This window comes from Paenibacillus sinensis (genome assembly GCF_019904155.1).
Classification (GTDB): Bacteria; Bacillota; Bacilli; order Paenibacillales; family Paenibacillaceae; genus Paenibacillus_AQ; species Paenibacillus_AQ sinensis.
Map to the genome: position 1 here is coordinate 89783 of NZ_JAHCMB010000117.1, position 16543 is coordinate 106325.

At 52.4% G+C, this 16543-nt stretch carries 13 protein-coding genes; all 13 read left to right on the forward strand.

Features of this window, described 5'->3' with window-relative positions; translation table 11 throughout:
• Positions 1 to 212 precede the first annotated feature (212 nt).
• The 13 genes from pflB to KIH86_RS12270 all read left to right on the forward strand — a co-directional run bounded on the left by pflB (position 213) and on the right by KIH86_RS12270 (position 16519).
• Entirely contained in the window at positions 213 to 2474 is a 2262-nt protein-coding gene (pflB, locus tag KIH86_RS12210; RefSeq protein ID WP_223086222.1) for a formate C-acetyltransferase, read from the forward strand.
• A gap of 145 nt (positions 2475 to 2619) precedes the next feature.
• Positions 2620 to 3357: a pyruvate formate-lyase-activating protein gene (gene pflA, locus KIH86_RS12215; protein WP_223086223.1), complete on the forward strand. Its 738-nt coding sequence runs from the start codon at positions 2620 to 2622 to the stop codon at positions 3355 to 3357.
• A 363-nt stretch (positions 3358 to 3720) separates the two neighbouring features.
• The gene (locus tag KIH86_RS12220) at positions 3721 to 5964 is read left to right on the forward strand and encodes a copper amine oxidase N-terminal domain-containing protein (RefSeq protein WP_223086224.1); all 2244 of its coding nucleotides are present in this window, start codon (positions 3721 to 3723) and stop codon (positions 5962 to 5964) included.
• 199 nt (positions 5965 to 6163) lie between these two features.
• Positions 6164 to 6622 (forward strand): Fur family transcriptional regulator, encoded by a 459-nt coding sequence (locus KIH86_RS12225; RefSeq protein WP_223086225.1) that lies wholly within the window; start codon positions 6164 to 6166, stop codon positions 6620 to 6622.
• Position 6623: 1 nt separating this feature from the next.
• A complete protein-coding gene (yidD, locus tag KIH86_RS12230) occupies positions 6624 to 6893 on the forward strand; it encodes a membrane protein insertion efficiency factor YidD (protein WP_223086226.1) in 270 nt (89 codons plus the stop codon).
• Positions 6894 to 7258: 365 nt separating this feature from the next.
• Positions 7259 to 9277: a methionine--tRNA ligase gene (metG, locus tag KIH86_RS12235; protein ID WP_223086227.1), complete on the forward strand. Its 2019-nt coding sequence runs from the start codon at positions 7259 to 7261 to the stop codon at positions 9275 to 9277.
• Positions 9278 to 9604: 327 nt separating this feature from the next.
• On the forward strand, positions 9605 to 10567 hold the full coding sequence (locus tag KIH86_RS12240; RefSeq protein WP_223086228.1) for a metal ABC transporter substrate-binding protein: 963 nt from the start codon (positions 9605 to 9607) through the stop codon (positions 10565 to 10567).
• Between the two features lie 33 nt (positions 10568 to 10600).
• Positions 10601 to 11350, forward strand: coding sequence for a metal ABC transporter ATP-binding protein (locus KIH86_RS12245; protein WP_223086229.1), 750 nt, complete (start codon positions 10601 to 10603; stop codon positions 11348 to 11350).
• 165 nt (positions 11351 to 11515) lie between these two features.
• On the forward strand, positions 11516 to 12319 hold the full coding sequence (locus tag KIH86_RS12250; RefSeq protein WP_223086230.1) for a metal ABC transporter permease: 804 nt from the start codon (positions 11516 to 11518) through the stop codon (positions 12317 to 12319).
• A 45-nt stretch (positions 12320 to 12364) separates the two neighbouring features.
• Positions 12365 to 13078 (forward strand): cytochrome c biogenesis CcdA family protein, encoded by a 714-nt coding sequence (locus tag KIH86_RS12255; protein WP_223086231.1) that lies wholly within the window; start codon positions 12365 to 12367, stop codon positions 13076 to 13078.
• A 205-nt stretch (positions 13079 to 13283) separates the two neighbouring features.
• Positions 13284 to 13709: a transcriptional regulator MntR gene (mntR, locus tag KIH86_RS12260; RefSeq protein WP_223086232.1), complete on the forward strand. Its 426-nt coding sequence runs from the start codon at positions 13284 to 13286 to the stop codon at positions 13707 to 13709.
• Between the two features lie 166 nt (positions 13710 to 13875).
• Positions 13876 to 15510: a family 10 glycosylhydrolase gene (locus KIH86_RS12265; protein WP_223086233.1), complete on the forward strand. Its 1635-nt coding sequence runs from the start codon at positions 13876 to 13878 to the stop codon at positions 15508 to 15510.
• 79 nt (positions 15511 to 15589) lie between these two features.
• Positions 15590 to 16519 carry a patatin-like phospholipase family protein gene (locus KIH86_RS12270; protein ID WP_223086234.1) on the forward strand — a complete coding sequence of 310 codons (930 nt, stop codon included), beginning with the start codon at positions 15590 to 15592 and terminating at the stop codon, positions 16517 to 16519.
• Positions 16520 to 16543 lie beyond the last annotated feature (24 nt).

Below are 16543 nucleotides of genomic sequence, written 5' to 3' on the forward strand. Positions count from 1 at the left end.
TATGGTGACAAATATCACTAATTAGGCTTGTGAAAGTGATATTTGTCACAGTTTTCTTTTGGAAAGTAAACTAAGATGTTTATATAAGGTCCCAGTTATAAGAATTGCAAATGTGAAATATGTTACAAACATCAGCTTGGGATCACGAGACACGGGATTAACCTTCAAGCCCGCGATCTCTACAAATCATATAAATATATGGAGGGATTAGCATGTCGGTGATTGAAAAAGAAGTAAAAGACGTAAAGTCGGGATGGCGCAATTTTGTAAGTGGCAAATGGGCCAAGAAAGTTAACGTCAATGATTTTATTTCCAAGAACATCAAGCCGTACGAAGGTAATGAATCGTTCCTCGTTGGTCCGACCAACAACACGACAGAGTTGTGGAAGATTGTCTCCCAACTGAGCAAGGAAGAAAGAGACAGAGGCGGCGTTTGGGATATTGATCTGAACACGGTCTCCACAATCACTTCCCATAAACCTGGCTACATCGACAAGGACAAGGAACAGATCGTCGGTGTTCAAACTGACGCTCCTTTCAGACGTTCCATCCAGCCGTTCGGCGGTATCAAAATGATGGTCGACGCCACTAAAGCTTATGGCTTCGAGCTTCCGAACAGCATTGTTGAAATGTTCACGAATATCCGCAAAACGCATAACCAAGGCGTGTTTGATGCATATACACCTGAAATGAGAGCTGTGCGTAAATCCGGCGTTATCACTGGTCTTCCAGATGCATACGGCCGTGGCCGCATCATCGGCGACTATCGCCGCGTTGCTCTGTACGGTATTGATTTCCTTGCCAAAACCAAGAAACAGGAATTGGCTGAGCTTGAAGTGAATTCCCTGACTGAAGACGTAATTCGTCTTCGCGAAGAGCTGTCCGAACAAATTCGCGCTCTGGGCGAACTGAAAGAAATGGCGGCTGCTCACGGATTTGACATTTCCAAGCCTGCTAACAATGCTAAGGAAGCTTTCCAGTGGGTATACTTCGGTTACCTGGCTGCAATCAAGGAACAGAACGGTGCTGCAATGTCCTTGGGACGTGTATCCTCCTTCCTCGACATCTACGTACAACGCGATATGGAAGAAGGCACTCTGACTGAAGAACAAGCACAAGAACTGGTTGACCATTTTGTAATGAAGCTGCGTATCGTTAAATTCCTGCGTACGCCTGACTATAACGATCTGTTCTCTGGCGATCCTACTTGGGTAACAGAATCCATCGGCGGTATGTCCGAAGACGGAACAACTCGTGTAACCAAGAACAGCTTCCGTTTCCTGCACACCCTGTACAACCTGGGACCGGCTCCGGAACCGAACCTGACTGTTCTGTGGTCTGAAAGACTGCCTGAAGCATTCAAGAAATTCTGTGCCAAGGTTTCCATCGAAACTAGCGCCATTCAGTACGAAAATGACGATCTGATGCGTCCGTTCTGGGGTGAAGACTACGCGATCGCTTGCTGTGTATCCCCAATGCGCATCGGTAAGCAAATGCAGTTCTTCGGAGCCCGTGCCAATCTGGCAAAAGCTCTGCTGTATGCAATCAACGGCGGTGTGGATGAGAAATCCGGCGCACAAGTCGGACCGGAATTCCCGCGTATCACTTCCGAGTATCTGGATTACGAAGAAGTCATGAAACGCTTCAAACCGATGATGGAATGGCTGGCTAAGACTTATGTCAACGCACTGAACGTCATCCACTACATGCATGACAAGTATTCCTACGAACGGATTGAAATGGCGCTGCATGACCGTGACATCCTGCGTACGATGGCTTGCGGTATCGCTGGTCTGTCCGTTGCCACTGACTCCTTGAGCGCGATCAAGTATGCAAAAGTTAAACCGATCCGCAATGAACAAGGTATTGCTATTGATTTCGAAACCGAAGGCGAATTCCCTATGTACGGCAACAACGATGATGCTGTTGACAGCATCGCAGTTGAACTGGTTGAAACCTTCATGACTATGATCCGCAAGAATAAAACTTACCGTGATGCAATGCCGACCCAATCGGTACTGACAATCACTTCGAACGTTGTATATGGCAAGAAGACTGGTACTACTCCTGATGGCCGTAAGAAAGGCGAACCGTTCGCACCTGGTGCTAACCCGATGCACGGACGCGACAAGAAAGGCGCACTGGCTTCCCTGAGCTCCGTAGCCAAACTGCCTTACGCTGACAGCCAAGACGGAATTTCCAATACGTTCTCCATTGTGCCTAAGGCGCTTGGTAAAGACGAAGAATCCCGTAAATCCAACCTGGTGTCCATGATGGACGGTTACTTCCACAACAACGCTCAGCATCTGAACGTTAACGTATTTAACCGTGAACAACTGCTGGACGCTATGGATCATCCAGAGAACTACCCGCAGCTGACTGTACGTGTATCCGGTTATGCGGTTAACTTCATCAAGCTGACTCGCGAACAACAGATGGATGTTATCAGCCGTACGTTCCATGGTTCGATGTAAGTTATCTGATCTGTACAATTCTTAAAATGCAGTAAGTGACAAGGTGATACCGCCCTTGGATCAAGGGCGGTAAAATCTTGTATCAAGAACGTTAAAATTTTAACTAATTTAGTTGCAGTCAGTCGAGCGGAAAGGATGACCTCATATGCTGAAAGGCCATATCCATTCTCTGGAAACATTCGGAACCGTAGACGGGCCTGGAATCCGATTTGTATTGTTCATGCAGGGATGCCTGCTGAAATGTCAATATTGCCATAATCCGGACACCTGGGGCTTGAACGAAGGCAAGGAAGTCACGATTGAAGAAATGCTGAAGGAAATTGAACCGTATGTGCACTATTACCGCACATCCGGCGGCGGCTTGACCGTGTCGGGTGGCGAACCGACTCTTCAGGCGAAATTTGTTGAGCAGCTGTTCACCGAAGTGAAGAAGCGGTGGGGGCTTCATACGACACTGGATACTAACGGCTATAATGATGGTGAGAAAATAACCGACCTGTTGAATGTAACGGACCTGGTCCTGCTCGATCTCAAGCATATTGATGATGAAGCGCATATTAAACTGACCGGGAAATCCAATGACCGCACATTGAAGCTGGCGCGCTGGCTCTCTGATCACGGTCGGAAAATGTGGATCCGCCACGTCTATGTACCGGGTATTCACAACAAAGAAGAAGACCTGATTAATCTTGGACGGTTCATCGGTACGTTAGACGGCGTTGAGAAGTTTGAAATCTTGCCATATCATCAAATGGGGATTTATAAATGGCAGGAGCTTGGCCGTCCATACGAGCTCGAAGGCGTTCCTTCTCCGGGCCAGGGCGAAGTGGACCGGGCTTATAAGCTTATTGAAGAAGGACGAAAGCAGACCGCTCCGGTATAACATATAAGGCAGTATAACAATAAAGGGAAATCGGAATTCCGGGAGGGGTTCCGATTTTTTTGATTTCCCAGGAAATCAAAAAAAGTAAATTTGAACATCAGCATTTTGCAGAATCCGGATATAAACATTTGATAGTACAATACTTATGTTAAAGTTTACACACATAATTATTTTCTTTATATTAAATGAAACTTTTTCCCAGACTTTGCGTCTAATAGTATGTTTTGTTTTTGGGGATGCCAAGACCGAAGCTCATGCCGCCTTGGGAGGTCGGCTGTGTTTTGGCTTGGAATTATTTATCGTGCAATTCATGCACAAATAGAGATCCATTATTGAGAAAATGGGAGCAGAAGGAGTCATACCATGAATCTTAGAACCTTGACCTTAGCAGCCGCACTAATTGTGGCACAGGTTGCCTCTGCAGTGCCGGCTCTTGCCATGTCTGCAGACACTGTCAAAGGAACTGCTGTCGGTACTGAAACCTCATCAAAGGTAGCCGATGCAACTTCCAGCACTTCACCTACGGCGGTCTCCACAGCCGTCCCGACCGCTTCACCGTCGCCATCAGCCGTAACCGCATCACCAATAACCGGAACAGATATCCAGCCTTCCGCTGATTCGCTGGCATCTGCGAGCTCGGAAGTTCCGAGCGCCACTCCATCTCCGACAGCAACAGATGCCCTTCCAACGGCAACTCCGGTAACCCCGGTACCGGCCAGCAATGCAGGTGTGGGCCAGCTGGTCCTTATGATGAACAGCAATAAAATGTATCTGAATGGTCAGGAATATTTGGCTGCACAGCCGATGGCCGTGAAGAATGGCGTCTCCTATGTATCGATCCGCGCCATGGTGGAGCGGGTAGGACTGACGCTCACATACAATGGCAAGACGAAAGAAACCATCATTATGAAAGACGGCAACGAGCTTCGGTTCAAGACCGACAGCAAATGGTATACCGTCAACGGAAAGTCTACCTTGATGAAAGGTCCGGCATACCAGTATAAGAATACCTTCATGATTCCACTCACGTCGATTACTCAGGCGCTTGGTCTGAAGTACTCTGTGGATAATGTGCAGAAGAGTGTCACTATAAATCTGCAGACGAAACCGAAGGCGTCATTTACTGTGCAGCCGGCGGAGATTTTTGCCGGAGAGACGAACGTCAGTTACGTAACCTACAACAGCGCTTCCAATGGTGCGACGATTGTTCAGGAGCAATGGGAAGGGCGTCAGGAGATTTTCGATCAGCCGGGTTTCTATACAGTGAAATATTCCGTAATGGATTCCAACGGCCTCTGGAGTGATCCGTATTCGGTGACGATTACGGTTCTGAAGCCTAATCAGCCCCCTGTGGCGCAGTTCACAACCAACAAGGATGAGTACAAAATGGGCGAGCCCATTACAATTACCGATCTGAGCTCAGACCCTGACGGCGACGCATTGACCGAGTCCTGGAACAACCGGGCGCTGGCGTTCTTCAACCCGGGTCCTGTAGCCATCCAACTGACGGTTACAGACACTCACGGTCTCAGCAGTACGTTTGAGAAAGTAATCAACGTTACGAACGAGACGTTGTATACACAGAATGATTTCAACAAGCTGTTCATTCCGCTCGGTGACCTGTATGCATTCGACGGTTCGCAAATTCCAAGCTGGAACAAGGTCGCTTATACAACCAGCTCTGAACCGGTGACGCTGATTCGAAGCAACAGTCCGGAAACCGTATATTCGAACGGCATTATGTATCAGGAGACAGCAATGGGCAGCACCCGGATTATGGTGCATCATAAGAACTCGACTTCAACCAATAAGAAGATGTACGTCATCGCAACCAATGACAACATCTATCCGGCCAATATTACGACACAGTACTCCGGATTTGGCGGACCGAGCGAATATCCAACGGCTACGGGTAAAAAATCGATCGATACGTACTTCCAATCCATGCTGACCGGAAACGCGACCTCCACCGTTACTCTCCAGCCTGGAGAGAGCAAGGCTGTTCTGACCACGATTAATAGCGTGACCGTTAAGCCCGGACAGGTTATCTCGCTGATGTCCGATGTCTTTAGCGATTATCCGGTGAAGTATTCCGTAATCATGATTGACTCGGACAAAGATCCGCTGCTGACACTGCCGACGCTCGGCTATCTGGACCGGGACGGCGTCCATAACCGCGGCACTTATCCAAATGCCAACCGTATCATTAATGTGACTGATCCGGTAGGGGCAACGCCTTCCCGTCTCGTTATCGGCGATAACAACAGTGACCCGAATCTGCCGGGAACAGATCCTTTGTCCGGAACTGACGCATCGAATTCGGGCAACTTTGGCGTCGTATACAAAATTACACTGAGCCATGTTGCTCCGAACACGCTGATCACGCTCAATCCGCGGGGTGGCAAATATCAAGGACCGCTGCTGATCAACGGCAATATTATCGAAGCGCCGAATTCCGGTGCGGTCGACGCTCCGAACCAGACCAGCGTCTTGTACCGTACAGGAAATCTGGAGCAGACGGTAGAAATTGTCTTCACCGCAGCTTCGGGAAGCAATCTTCCGGTCAATCTGCTGTTCATGCCGCTTCCGGAACAAAAGGCTTACTAAGCATACCGAACTCATTACTCATCCGGCAGGCCCGCTTTGCAACAAGCGGCCTGCCGGTTTATTTTTGCAGGAAATGACAAATGGATCGATGTTGAAGAGCGAACGGATAGAGATGGACTTCATTGACGTCGGCCCTCTTTTGAGTCATTATAAATAGATGGGCCGTACCCATGAAATCGGAGCAGTAGGAGATGAGCTAATGCTGTCGACAGACGAAATTTTACAGGCTATGTCGGAGCAGGGGTTGCGAATCACCGATCAGCGCAAGACGCTTGCCAAATTATTCGGCGAAACATCGGGATATTTGTCCGCCAAGGATGTCTATAAGCATATGGAACGCAAGTACAGCGGGCTTAGCTTTGATACCGTCTACCGGAATTTGCGGGTAATGGAGGAGCTCGGCGTGCTGGAACAGATTGTCTTTGAGGACGGCATCAAATTCAAGTCCAGCTGCAGCCAGGATCATCATCACCATCATATGATCTGCCTGCAGTGTCAGAAGACTTACCCGATATCATTCTGCCCGATGAATATGACAGATGCGCCGGAGCAGTTCCGGGTGGTCAAGCATAAATTCGAAGTGTTCGGCTATTGCCGTGAGTGTGAAGAGGCCGCTTCCGAGCTGAAGACCACTGCACACGGCGAAGAGGAACATTAATATGGGGATCGGACGAAGAACGGTTCAGGCGCCGATCCGGTTCTACAGGCGCTTTATTTCGCCGCTGAAGCCTCCGACCTGCCGGTTCTATCCGACCTGCTCGGCCTATGCCCTGGAGGCGGTAGAGGTGCATGGACCGGTCAAGGGCTCGCTGCTTGCAGCGAAGCGAATCGCCAAGTGCCATCCCTTTCACCCGGGAGGGCTTGATCCGGTACCGCCGGCCAAGCCGAAGGGAGAGGGCCGCCGCCGTGAAGCGGCGGGGCGGACTTGACACAGCGGCCATATTTTGGGTATATTTTTCAGTGATGAATACAAGCTATATATATTTCCAAGGAACGGATGAGTAGATCTGGGACGCCAGTACAGAGAGCCGGGGCAGGTGCAAGCCGGTCTGGAAGATCAGGTGGAAGATGGTCCGGGAGGAACCGCCCGCGAGTCAGAAGGCAGCGTCAACACAGACCTTCGATAAGCCGGCGGCGTGATCCAGCGTTAATGGGCGGTTCCGTGGATGGAACCGGTTGAGCCTGCGCTCCGTGAGGAGCACGGGGAAGCTTGGGTGGTAACGCGTGAGATAACTCTCGCCCCAATAGGGGCCGGGAGTTTTTTTATTTTGGCAATGAAGAAAGGATGACGGAAATGAGCCAGGAGAAGACATTTTATTTAACGACACCGATCTACTATCCGAGCGATAAGCTGCATATCGGGCATGCGTATTCTACGGTTGCCGGCGATGCAATGGCCAGATACAAACGGCTGCGCGGCTATGAGGTGCGCTATCTGACGGGTACGGACGAGCATGGGCAGAAGATCGAACGCAAAGCGGAGGAGGCCGGCAAGACGCCTCAGCAGTTCGTCGACGATATCGTGGTCGGCATAAAGGATTTGTGGAAGAAGCTCGACATTTCCAATGACGACTTCATCCGGACAACGGAGGAGCGGCATAAGAAGGTCGTTCAGGATATTTTTGACCGGCTGCTTCAGCAAGGGGATATTTACAAAGGGGAGTATGAAGGCTGGTACAGCATTCCGGACGAAACCTTTTATACGGAGACCCAACTGGTCGACATCGTTCGCGACGAAGACGGCAAAATCATCGGCGGCAAAAGTCCGGACAGCGGACATCCCTGCGAGCTGGTCAAAGAGGAAAGCTACTTCTTCCGGATGAGCAAATATGCGGACCGGCTGCTCCAGTTCTACGAAGAGAATCCGGAATTTATTTTGCCGGAATCGCGCAAGAACGAAATGATCAACAACTTCATCAAGCCTGGACTGGAGGACCTCGCCGTATCCCGTACGACATTCGACTGGGGCGTCAAGGTCAAGGGCGATGAGAAGCATGTCGTATACGTCTGGATCGATGCGCTCACGAACTACATTACAGCGCTGGGCTACGGCTCGGAGGACGACAGCCTGTATCGCAAATACTGGCCGGCCGATGTCCACATCGTGGGCAAGGAAATCGTCCGGTTCCATACGATCTACTGGCCGATCATCCTGATGGCGCTGGGCGAACCGCTGCCGAAGAAGGTATTCGCGCATGGCTGGCTGCTGATGAAGGACGGCAAAATGTCCAAGTCCAAAGGGAATGTTGTAGACCCGGTAACCCTGATCGACCGTTACGGCCTTGATGCGCTTCGCTATTATCTGCTGCGTGAGGTTCCATTCGGTTCTGACGGCACATTTACGCCGGAGAGCTTCGTGGATCGTGTCAACTACGATCTGGCGAATGACCTTGGCAACCTGCTGAACCGCACCGTCGCCATGATCGACAAATATTTTGGCGGCGAGCTGCCGGCATATGAAGGCCGGGTGACGGCATTCGACGGCGAGCTGGAGGACATGGTAAGCACAACATATGCCAAGGTGGAAGAGGCTATGGAAAAAATGGAGTTCTCCATCGCGCTGTCCGCTATCGGCTCGCTCGTCAGCCGGACGAATAAATACATCGACGAGACCCAGCCGTGGGTGCTGGCAAAGGATGAGAGCAAGAACGGTGAACTTGCTTCCGCTATGAGACATCTGGCGGAAAGCCTGCGCACCGCGTCGATCCTGCTGCAGCCGTTCCTGACGCAGGCTCCCGAGAAGATCTGGGAGCAGCTCGGTGTTCCGGCGGGCGAATTGACCGCCTGGGACAGCGGCAAGACGTTCGGCCTGATCCCGGCCGGAACGAAGCTTGTGAAGGGGGCGCCGATCTTCCCGCGCCTCGATGTAGAGCAGGAAGTCGCCTACATCGCGGCGGCGATGGGCGGCGGCAAGAAAGCGGAGGAAGCGAGCGCAGCGCCCGCATCCGAGAGTGCAGGTCCGGCGGCAGAAGAGCCGGAGGAGCATAAGGAGGAAATCGGCATCGACGATTTCGCCAAATGTGAGCTGCGGGTAGCGCAGGTCATCGCCGCCGAGCCGGTGAAGAAGGCGGATAAGCTGCTGAAGCTGCAGCTGGATCTTGGATATGAGCAGCGCCAGGTCGTATCGGGCATCGCCAAGTTCTACACGCCGGAAGAGCTGGTAGGCCGCAAGGTGATCTGCATCACGAACCTGAAGCCGGTGAAGCTGCGCGGCGAGCTGTCGCAGGGCATGATTCTGGCAGCATCCAAAGGCGACCAGCTCACGGTTGCGACCGTGCCGGATTCCATGCCGAACGGCGCAATTGTCAAGTAATCATCCGGCTGGGAAGAGTAGTATGCCGGAAGCTGCCGGTTGAACATATTGCCGTACAAGCAAGGAAGCAGCATTAGTAACAGAGATCCCGGGCGGTTAGACCGCCCGAAGGGGTCTCTGTTTTTTTGGGAGGACGAATATGGTTTGGTGGGGAAAGAACGCTTTAATTATGAAGTCTAATAGTGGGGTTCAATAAGGAAGCTAAGAGGTTAAGTATAAACCGCCGGATTCCGTATAAAATGTTTAGTAAAGCGTTGACTTATCGTAATGATTACTATTATAATTCGGAACAGTAAGGATTACGATTTAGGAGGATCACTAGAGATTATGCAGCGAAAATGGGTGTTGAGCCGGATTTTGCCTTTTGTACTGCTGGCGGTTATGCTGGCCGGATGCGGCCGGGGGAGCAGCGGAACGATCGTGGAAGGCAAGGTTAACGTCGTGACGACATTCTACCCGATATATGAATTTGCCAAGGAAATCGGCGGAGACGATGTCAATGCAATCAACCTCCTGCCGGTCGGCGTAGAGCCGCATGACTGGACGCCGCGAAGCCAGGATATCGTGAACACGTCCAAAGCGCAGCTGTTTCTATACAACGGTGCGGGACTGGAGGGCTGGGTTCCGAATTTCCTGAAATCGCTGGAGAGCGACAGTCAGGTGCAGGCAGTGGAAGTCAGCCAGGGTGTGGATCTGATCAAGACGAACGAGGAAGAGGAAGGCCATGACCACGGCGGCAGCGAAGCGGAGAGCTCCGGTGATACGCTCCACACCGATCCGCATACATGGATCAGTCCGAAGTCGGCGCTTATTATGGCGAAAAATATCAAGGACAGCCTCGTGAAGGCTGACCCGGCTCATCAAGCGAATTACGAAGAACGGTATGAGACGGTGGCCGGCAAGCTGAAGGACTTGGACGCCAAGTTTGAAACGGAATTAGCCAAGGTTCCGAACAAAGAGATTGTTGTGTCCCACCAGGCATTTGCCTATCTGTGCCGGGATTACGGACTGACACAGCATGCGATCATGGGACTGTCGCCGGACGCCGAGCCGAGGGGCCAGGATCTGGTGAAGCTGGCGGAAATGGTGAAGAAGGACAAGATCCGTTATATTTTCTTCGAGGAGCTGGTGTCGGATAAACTGGCCAAAACGCTCGCATCGGAGGCGGGAGTATCCACCATGGTGCTGAATCCGCTGGAGGGTCTTACGGAAGAGCAGCAGAAGAACAATGAGAACTACTATACATTGATGGAGAAAAATTTGCAAAATCTCATTCTCGCTTTAAAATAAGGATGAACGCCAACAGGAAAGGGGGCATATCTCATGCTTCCGGAATCACTGGACTGCCATCGGCATATGATCGAAATCAAGAACCTTTCATTCTCGTACGGAGAGCAGAAGGTTATATCCGATTTGAATTTTACGGTAAGGGAGCGGGATTTTGTCGGCATTATCGGTTCGAACGGAGCCGGGAAATCCACGCTTCTGAAGATGATCGTCGGGCTTCTTACACCGTCGGAAGGCGATATCAAGCTGTTCGGAGAGTCTGTCCGCAAGTTCAAGGACTGGGAACGGATCGGCTACGTGCCGCAGAAGAACGCTTTTAACCCGCTGTTTCCCGCTACTGTGCGCGAGGTTGTCATGTCGGGATTGTATAACAATAAAAATATATTCCGGCGCCTCTCGCGCCAACAGCAGCGCAAATGCGATGACGCGCTTGAGGTGATGCGCATCCAGAATATACAGGATAAACGGGTCGGCATGCTGTCCGGCGGGCAGCAGCAGCGTGTCTTTCTCGCACGCGCGCTGATCAATCATCCCGATCTGCTCATTCTGGACGAGCCGACGGTCGGGATTGATGCGGAAACCCAGGCCGCGTTCTTCGAGCTGATCACTCATATGCATGCCCATCATCATATGACCTTCCTCATGGTATCGCATGATATCGATATGATCTGCAGTTATCTTGGGCAGGAGCCGATACAGCGGAACGGAAAGATCAATTTCTACTCCCGGCATTCGCATGAGCTGCAAAATTGCGCCGCCGAGGATCTCCAGCATTCGTTGACCTGATGGATTCATAGGGAAAAGGGAACCCGGAAACATCTGTCTTCACGCCTTAGCCGGCTGCGCAAGGCCTGAAGAGAGATGTTTCCGTTGTCTTCCTCCGTGTTTGTTTTTACAGGAATAGACGCCTGGAAAGCTGGTGCTCGGGGGAGTTGAGAGGAGAAGCATAACTTGGATATACTATTCAGCGGTTTTTTTCAGCGGGCGCTTGCGGGCGGTCTGCTGATTGGAATAACAGCCCCGCTAATGGGCGTTTTTCTTGTTCTCAGACGCCTGTCGATGATCGGGGACACGCTTGCGCATGTGACGCTGGCAGGTGTGGCGATCGGGTTCCTGACCGGCTTTTATCCGCTCGGAGCAGGTCTGATCTTCGCGGTCTTGGCGTCGTTCGCAATTGAAAGGCTCCGTAAAGCCTATAAAACGTACGCGGAGCTGTCCATCGCCGTCATTATGTCGGGGGGAGTGGCGCTGGCCTCGCTGTTCTTTACCCTGGGAAAAGGGTATAACGCGGACGTCATCAGCTACCTGTTTGGCAGCATCTATACCCTGGACACGACGGATTTACTGGTCGTGGGCATCGTGACCATCGCCGTCGTTTCGGTAATCGCCGTATTCTTCAAGGAATTCTTCCTGCTGAGCTTTGAGGAAGATGCCGCGAGCGTAAGCGGATTGCCGGTCAAGATGCTCAATATGCTGATTACGATCTTGACGGCGCTGGTGATCAGTACGGCCATCAAGATTGTAGGGTCGCTGCTGGTGTCGGCTCTGCTGACGATCCCTGTTGCCATCAGTCTGCTGCTGGCGCGCAGCTTCAAAACCTCCGTTATTTTGTCCGTCGTCATCGCGGAAATAGCGGTGGTCGCCGGGCTCGTAATCGCCGGGATCTGGAATCTTGCCCCGGGGGCCACAATCGTACTCCTGCTGATTGCACTGCTGGTGCTGATTCTGGCAGGAAAGAAAGGATTCTCCGTCTGATCGTAATGCAGGTGCAGGATGCCCGAAGCGGAAAGGAGAAGGGAGATGCCGGATGTCAATACGGGACTTGCCTTGGCTGCCGGACTGGCCTCGTTCATTTCGCCCTGCTGCTTGCCGCTGTATCCCTCTTATCTATCGTACATAACCGGCTTGTCGGTCGGCCAGCTGAGAGCGGGAGAACAGCGCCGGAGTGCCCGTCTGCACACGATGAGCCACACGCTGGCCTATATCCTTGGATTTTCCGTCGTATTCTATTCGCTTGGGTTCGGAGCCGGGCTGTTCGGCCGCTTCTTTGCGGAGCAGCGTGAGCTGATCCGGCAGCTGTCCGCCATTCTCATTATGGGAATGGGCTTGTTTCTGCTCGGCATCTTCCGGCCGGCTGCATTGATGCGCGAACGTAAGCTCGAGATCAGCCGGAGACCTGCCGGTTATCTCGGCTCTTTTATTTTTGGCATCGGATTCTCGGCCGGATGGTCGCCCTGCATCGGTCCTATTCTGACGGCGATTATCGCGTTGTCGGCAAGCGAGCCGGGCATGTGGTTTCGGTTGATCACGGCGTACAGCGTCGGGTTCGCCCTTCCTTTCTTTGCCCTGGCTTTCTTTCTGGGAGGGGCAAGAAAGCTGCTGAAATATTCAGGCGCTTTGATGAAAGCTGGGGGCGCGCTGATGGTCTTCATGGGCATCCTGCTGTTCAGCGACCAGATGTTCCGGATTACGATCTGGCTGCAGAGCGTTACGCCTGAGTGGCTGAAATTCTAACGCTGGCATTCTTTCGATTACTGGCGGCCCTATCTCAAAAAGGGGGAGAAAAGGCTGCCTCACCGGAGAAATAACACCGGGATAAGAGCGGAAAGATGCGGGCAGAAGGCGGTTTCGACTTGCCAAGCGCGGGCTGAAACATGTATCATGGTTTAGACAGGTTTGGCTTTGAGCGCCATGGTTATTATAGAAAAGAGGTAATTGCATGCCAACACCCAGCATGGAGGATTATCTGGAGCGCATATACAAGCTGATTGATGAGAAGGGTTATGCGCGGGTTTCGGACATTGCAGAGGGACTGGAAGTGCATCCTTCGTCCGTTACCAAAATGATCCAAAAACTGGACAAAGACGAGTACCTGATTTACGAGAAATACCGGGGGCTTGTGCTTACCACGAAAGGGAAGAGGGTCGGCAAGCGGCTGGTTGACCGTCATCAGCTGCTGGAGGAATTTCTCGGCATGATCGGAGTCCAGGAGCAGAACATTTACAGGGATGTGGAAGGAATCGAGCATCACCTGAGCTGGGATTCCATAACTTGTATTGAGACGCTGGTGGAGTATTTCCGCCGGGATGAAGCAAGGCTGAAGGCGCTCAGCGACATTCAGCATGAGTTTCTAAGCGAATCCTGATCCGGGCTTTTCCCCATTTGCCCTATTACGTGAATTTAATAACGAAGAGGAACGGACCTTTCCTGCCCGGGGAGGTCCGTTTCTTGCTGATTGACGCAACTTTTTCCAGTTATCTTCGTCCAAATGTGTAGCACAGAGAGAAGCTGCAACTATTTGGGGAGGAAACATGAAACGTACAAGCTGGATTATTGGACTATTGCTAATCGTACTCCTGATGCCATTCATGCCGCCAGGCGCCGTCCGTGCGGCCACCGCATCCATAACGCTGGAGCTGGATGGCTCGACGCTGGCATCCGAGGTGCCGCCTTATCTGAATGCCAAGAACGTCACGATGGTGCCGCTGGGCGTCATCAGCAAGGGGCTGCAAGCCGGCGTTCAATGGAACCAGAGCACCAAGACGGTAACGGTCACCAAGGGCGGAGACGAGCTGAAGCTGACCAGCGGAAAGAGCACTGCGCAGGTGAACGGGTCATCCGTCGCTCTCGACAGCTCGGTTCTGATCCGTCAGGGACGCGTGATGGTTCCGATCCGTTTTGTTGCGGAGCAGCTTGGACTCCAGGTTGTCTGGAACAAGGCGGAGCAGCTGATATCCCTGTACACGCTTGCCGAAGTTCCTCCGGTTACGACGCCGGTAACTCCAAGCGTGCCGACTGTCCCCAGCGTTCCATCGCCAACGGTGCCGACTATTCCTGGCACCGGAAAGGCGATGAAAGGGGTTTGGATTTCCACGGTATTCAATCTGGACTGGCCTTCGTCCTCGTCGGCGGGGAAGGCGGACAAGCAGAAGCAGGAATACACCGCATTGCTTGACAAGCTGCAGGCTGTCGGCTTCAATGCCGTATTTGTACAGGTACGTCCGTCGGGTGACAGTCTGTACCCCTCAGCCCTCGTACCCTGGTCCAAGGTGCTGACGGGCACACAGGGCAAGGACCCCGGCTATGATCCGCTTGCCTTTATGATTGAGGAGACGCATAAGCGCGGCATGCAGTTTCACGCCTGGTTCAACCCGTTCCGCGCGACTACTGACGCGAACACAGCTCAGCTGTCTTCAAACCATATCGTCAAGGCGCATCCGGATTGGGTCATGAAAGTGGACAATAAATACTATATCAATCCCGGAATACCCGAAGCCCGGCAGAGTATCATCGACACGGTGCTTGAAGTGGTGAAGGGCTACAATATTGACGGCGTCCATCTGGATGATTATTTCTACCCGTCGTCCTCCTTTCCGGATGACAGCACGTTCAAAGCCTATAACGCCAAGGGCATAGCCTCAATAGCCGATTGGCGGCGCGACAACATCAACGATTTCGTACAGCAGCTTGGCGCCCAGATTCACGCGGTGAAGCCGGATGTTTCCTATGGGATCAGCCCATTCGGAGTGTGGCGCAACAGCAGCAAGGACAGCACGGGTTCCGACACCAAAGCGGGCGTAAGCGCCTATGACGATATGTACGCCGATGTGCGGACCTGGGTCCGGCAGGGCTGGATCGACTATGTGGCGCCGCAGATTTACTGGAGTCTCTCCTTCAACACAGCCAGATATGACAAACTTGTCGATTGGTGGGTGAACGAAGTGAAGGACACCGGGGTTAAGCTGTACATCGGACAGGCGGCGTACAAGGTGGGAGATGCGGCTCAAAGCGCCGAATGGCAGAGCGGACAGCAGATCATCAACCAACTGAAGTACAACGAAACCTACAGCGAAATCCAGGGGAGCATCATGTTCCGCGCCAATGATATCACCGTCCGCAATCCTGGCGACTTGACGAGCCTGCTGACTTTTTATTTTAAATCCTGAACCGGATATTGAACGCATCAAAATACCCCCGTGCTCATAGATAAGCAGTAGAGTCTATGGGAACGGGGGTTTGTCTTGCATGAAAATCCATGCAGTGTTCGAAGGCGGCGGGGTTAAGGGCGTTTCACTGGCAGGAGCGGTAAAGGCTTCGGAAGAGGCAGGGGTAACCTTCAGCCGGGTGGCGGGCACTTCTTCAGGTTCCATCATCGCTTCCCTGCTCGCCGCGGGCTATGACGGTGAAGGCATGAACCGGGTGATCCGGGAAACTTCGTTCCGGTCTTTCATGAAGCGTTCATGGGTCTTCAACACCCGGATTATAGGACCGCCAATAAGGGTGCTTCTGAAAAAAGGACTGTATTCCGGGGAAGCGCTCGAATCCTGGATGCGCGGCATTCTGAAGAGGAAGGGCGTTGTCTGCTTCCGGGATCTTCCTCACGGCAAACTGTCCATCATCGCATCGGATATAACGAATGGCAGACTGGTTGTGCTGCCTGACGATTTGGCGTCATACGGCATAGATCCGGGCTCTTTCGAGGTGGCGAGAGCTGTGCGCATAAGCTGCAGCATTCCCTATTTTTTTGACCCGGTGATGATCAGATTGAGCGCAAGGGCTTCTCAAGGAAAAACCTTCGCAGAACAGTTCGTCTATATGGTCGATGGCGGACTGCTCAGCAATTTTCCCATGTGGCTGTTCGATGAAGACAATAAGGGGGGCGCTTCGCAGCTTCCGGTGGTCGGCTATCAGATGGTCGGCCGGGCGGAGCCGCATCCGAACCGGATAACGGGACCGTTCAGCATGCTGCAGGCGCTGGTGGAGACGATGCTCTCGGCGCATGACGAACGGTTTATCGAGAAGGAGAAGGTTGTCCGCACCGTCAAAATTCCTACGCTGGGCGTCGGCACCGTCCAATTCGAACTGTCCGCAGAGCAGAGCGACGCCCTGTACAAATCGGGCTATGAAGCCGGGCGTGAGTTCTTCCGGAAATGGCGCCCCGGCCCTCATAATTGAGAAACCTCACAAAAACGTCCGGCG

What these genes read in the sequence shown, in the direction of transcription:
- pflB (WP_223086222.1), top strand. Translation starts at nt 213, where the DNA reads ATGTCGGTGATTGAAAAAGAAGTAAAAGACGTAAAGTCGGGATGGCGC.
- pflA (WP_223086223.1), top strand. Translation starts at nt 2,620, where the DNA reads ATGCTGAAAGGCCATATCCATTCTCTGGAAACATTCGGAACCGTAGAC.
- KIH86_RS12220 (WP_223086224.1), top strand. Translation starts at nt 3,721, where the DNA reads ATGAATCTTAGAACCTTGACCTTAGCAGCCGCACTAATTGTGGCACAG.
- KIH86_RS12225 (WP_223086225.1), top strand. Translation starts at nt 6,164, where the DNA reads ATGCTGTCGACAGACGAAATTTTACAGGCTATGTCGGAGCAGGGGTTG.
- yidD (WP_223086226.1), top strand. Translation starts at nt 6,624, where the DNA reads ATGGGGATCGGACGAAGAACGGTTCAGGCGCCGATCCGGTTCTACAGG.
- metG (WP_223086227.1), top strand. Translation starts at nt 7,259, where the DNA reads ATGAGCCAGGAGAAGACATTTTATTTAACGACACCGATCTACTATCCG.
- KIH86_RS12240 (WP_223086228.1), top strand. Translation starts at nt 9,605, where the DNA reads ATGCAGCGAAAATGGGTGTTGAGCCGGATTTTGCCTTTTGTACTGCTG.
- KIH86_RS12245 (WP_223086229.1), top strand. Translation starts at nt 10,601, where the DNA reads ATGCTTCCGGAATCACTGGACTGCCATCGGCATATGATCGAAATCAAG.
- KIH86_RS12255 (WP_223086231.1), top strand. Translation starts at nt 12,365, where the DNA reads ATGCCGGATGTCAATACGGGACTTGCCTTGGCTGCCGGACTGGCCTCG.
- mntR (WP_223086232.1), top strand. Translation starts at nt 13,284, where the DNA reads ATGCCAACACCCAGCATGGAGGATTATCTGGAGCGCATATACAAGCTG.
- KIH86_RS12265 (WP_223086233.1), top strand. Translation starts at nt 13,876, where the DNA reads ATGAAACGTACAAGCTGGATTATTGGACTATTGCTAATCGTACTCCTG.
- KIH86_RS12270 (WP_223086234.1), top strand. Translation starts at nt 15,590, where the DNA reads ATGAAAATCCATGCAGTGTTCGAAGGCGGCGGGGTTAAGGGCGTTTCA.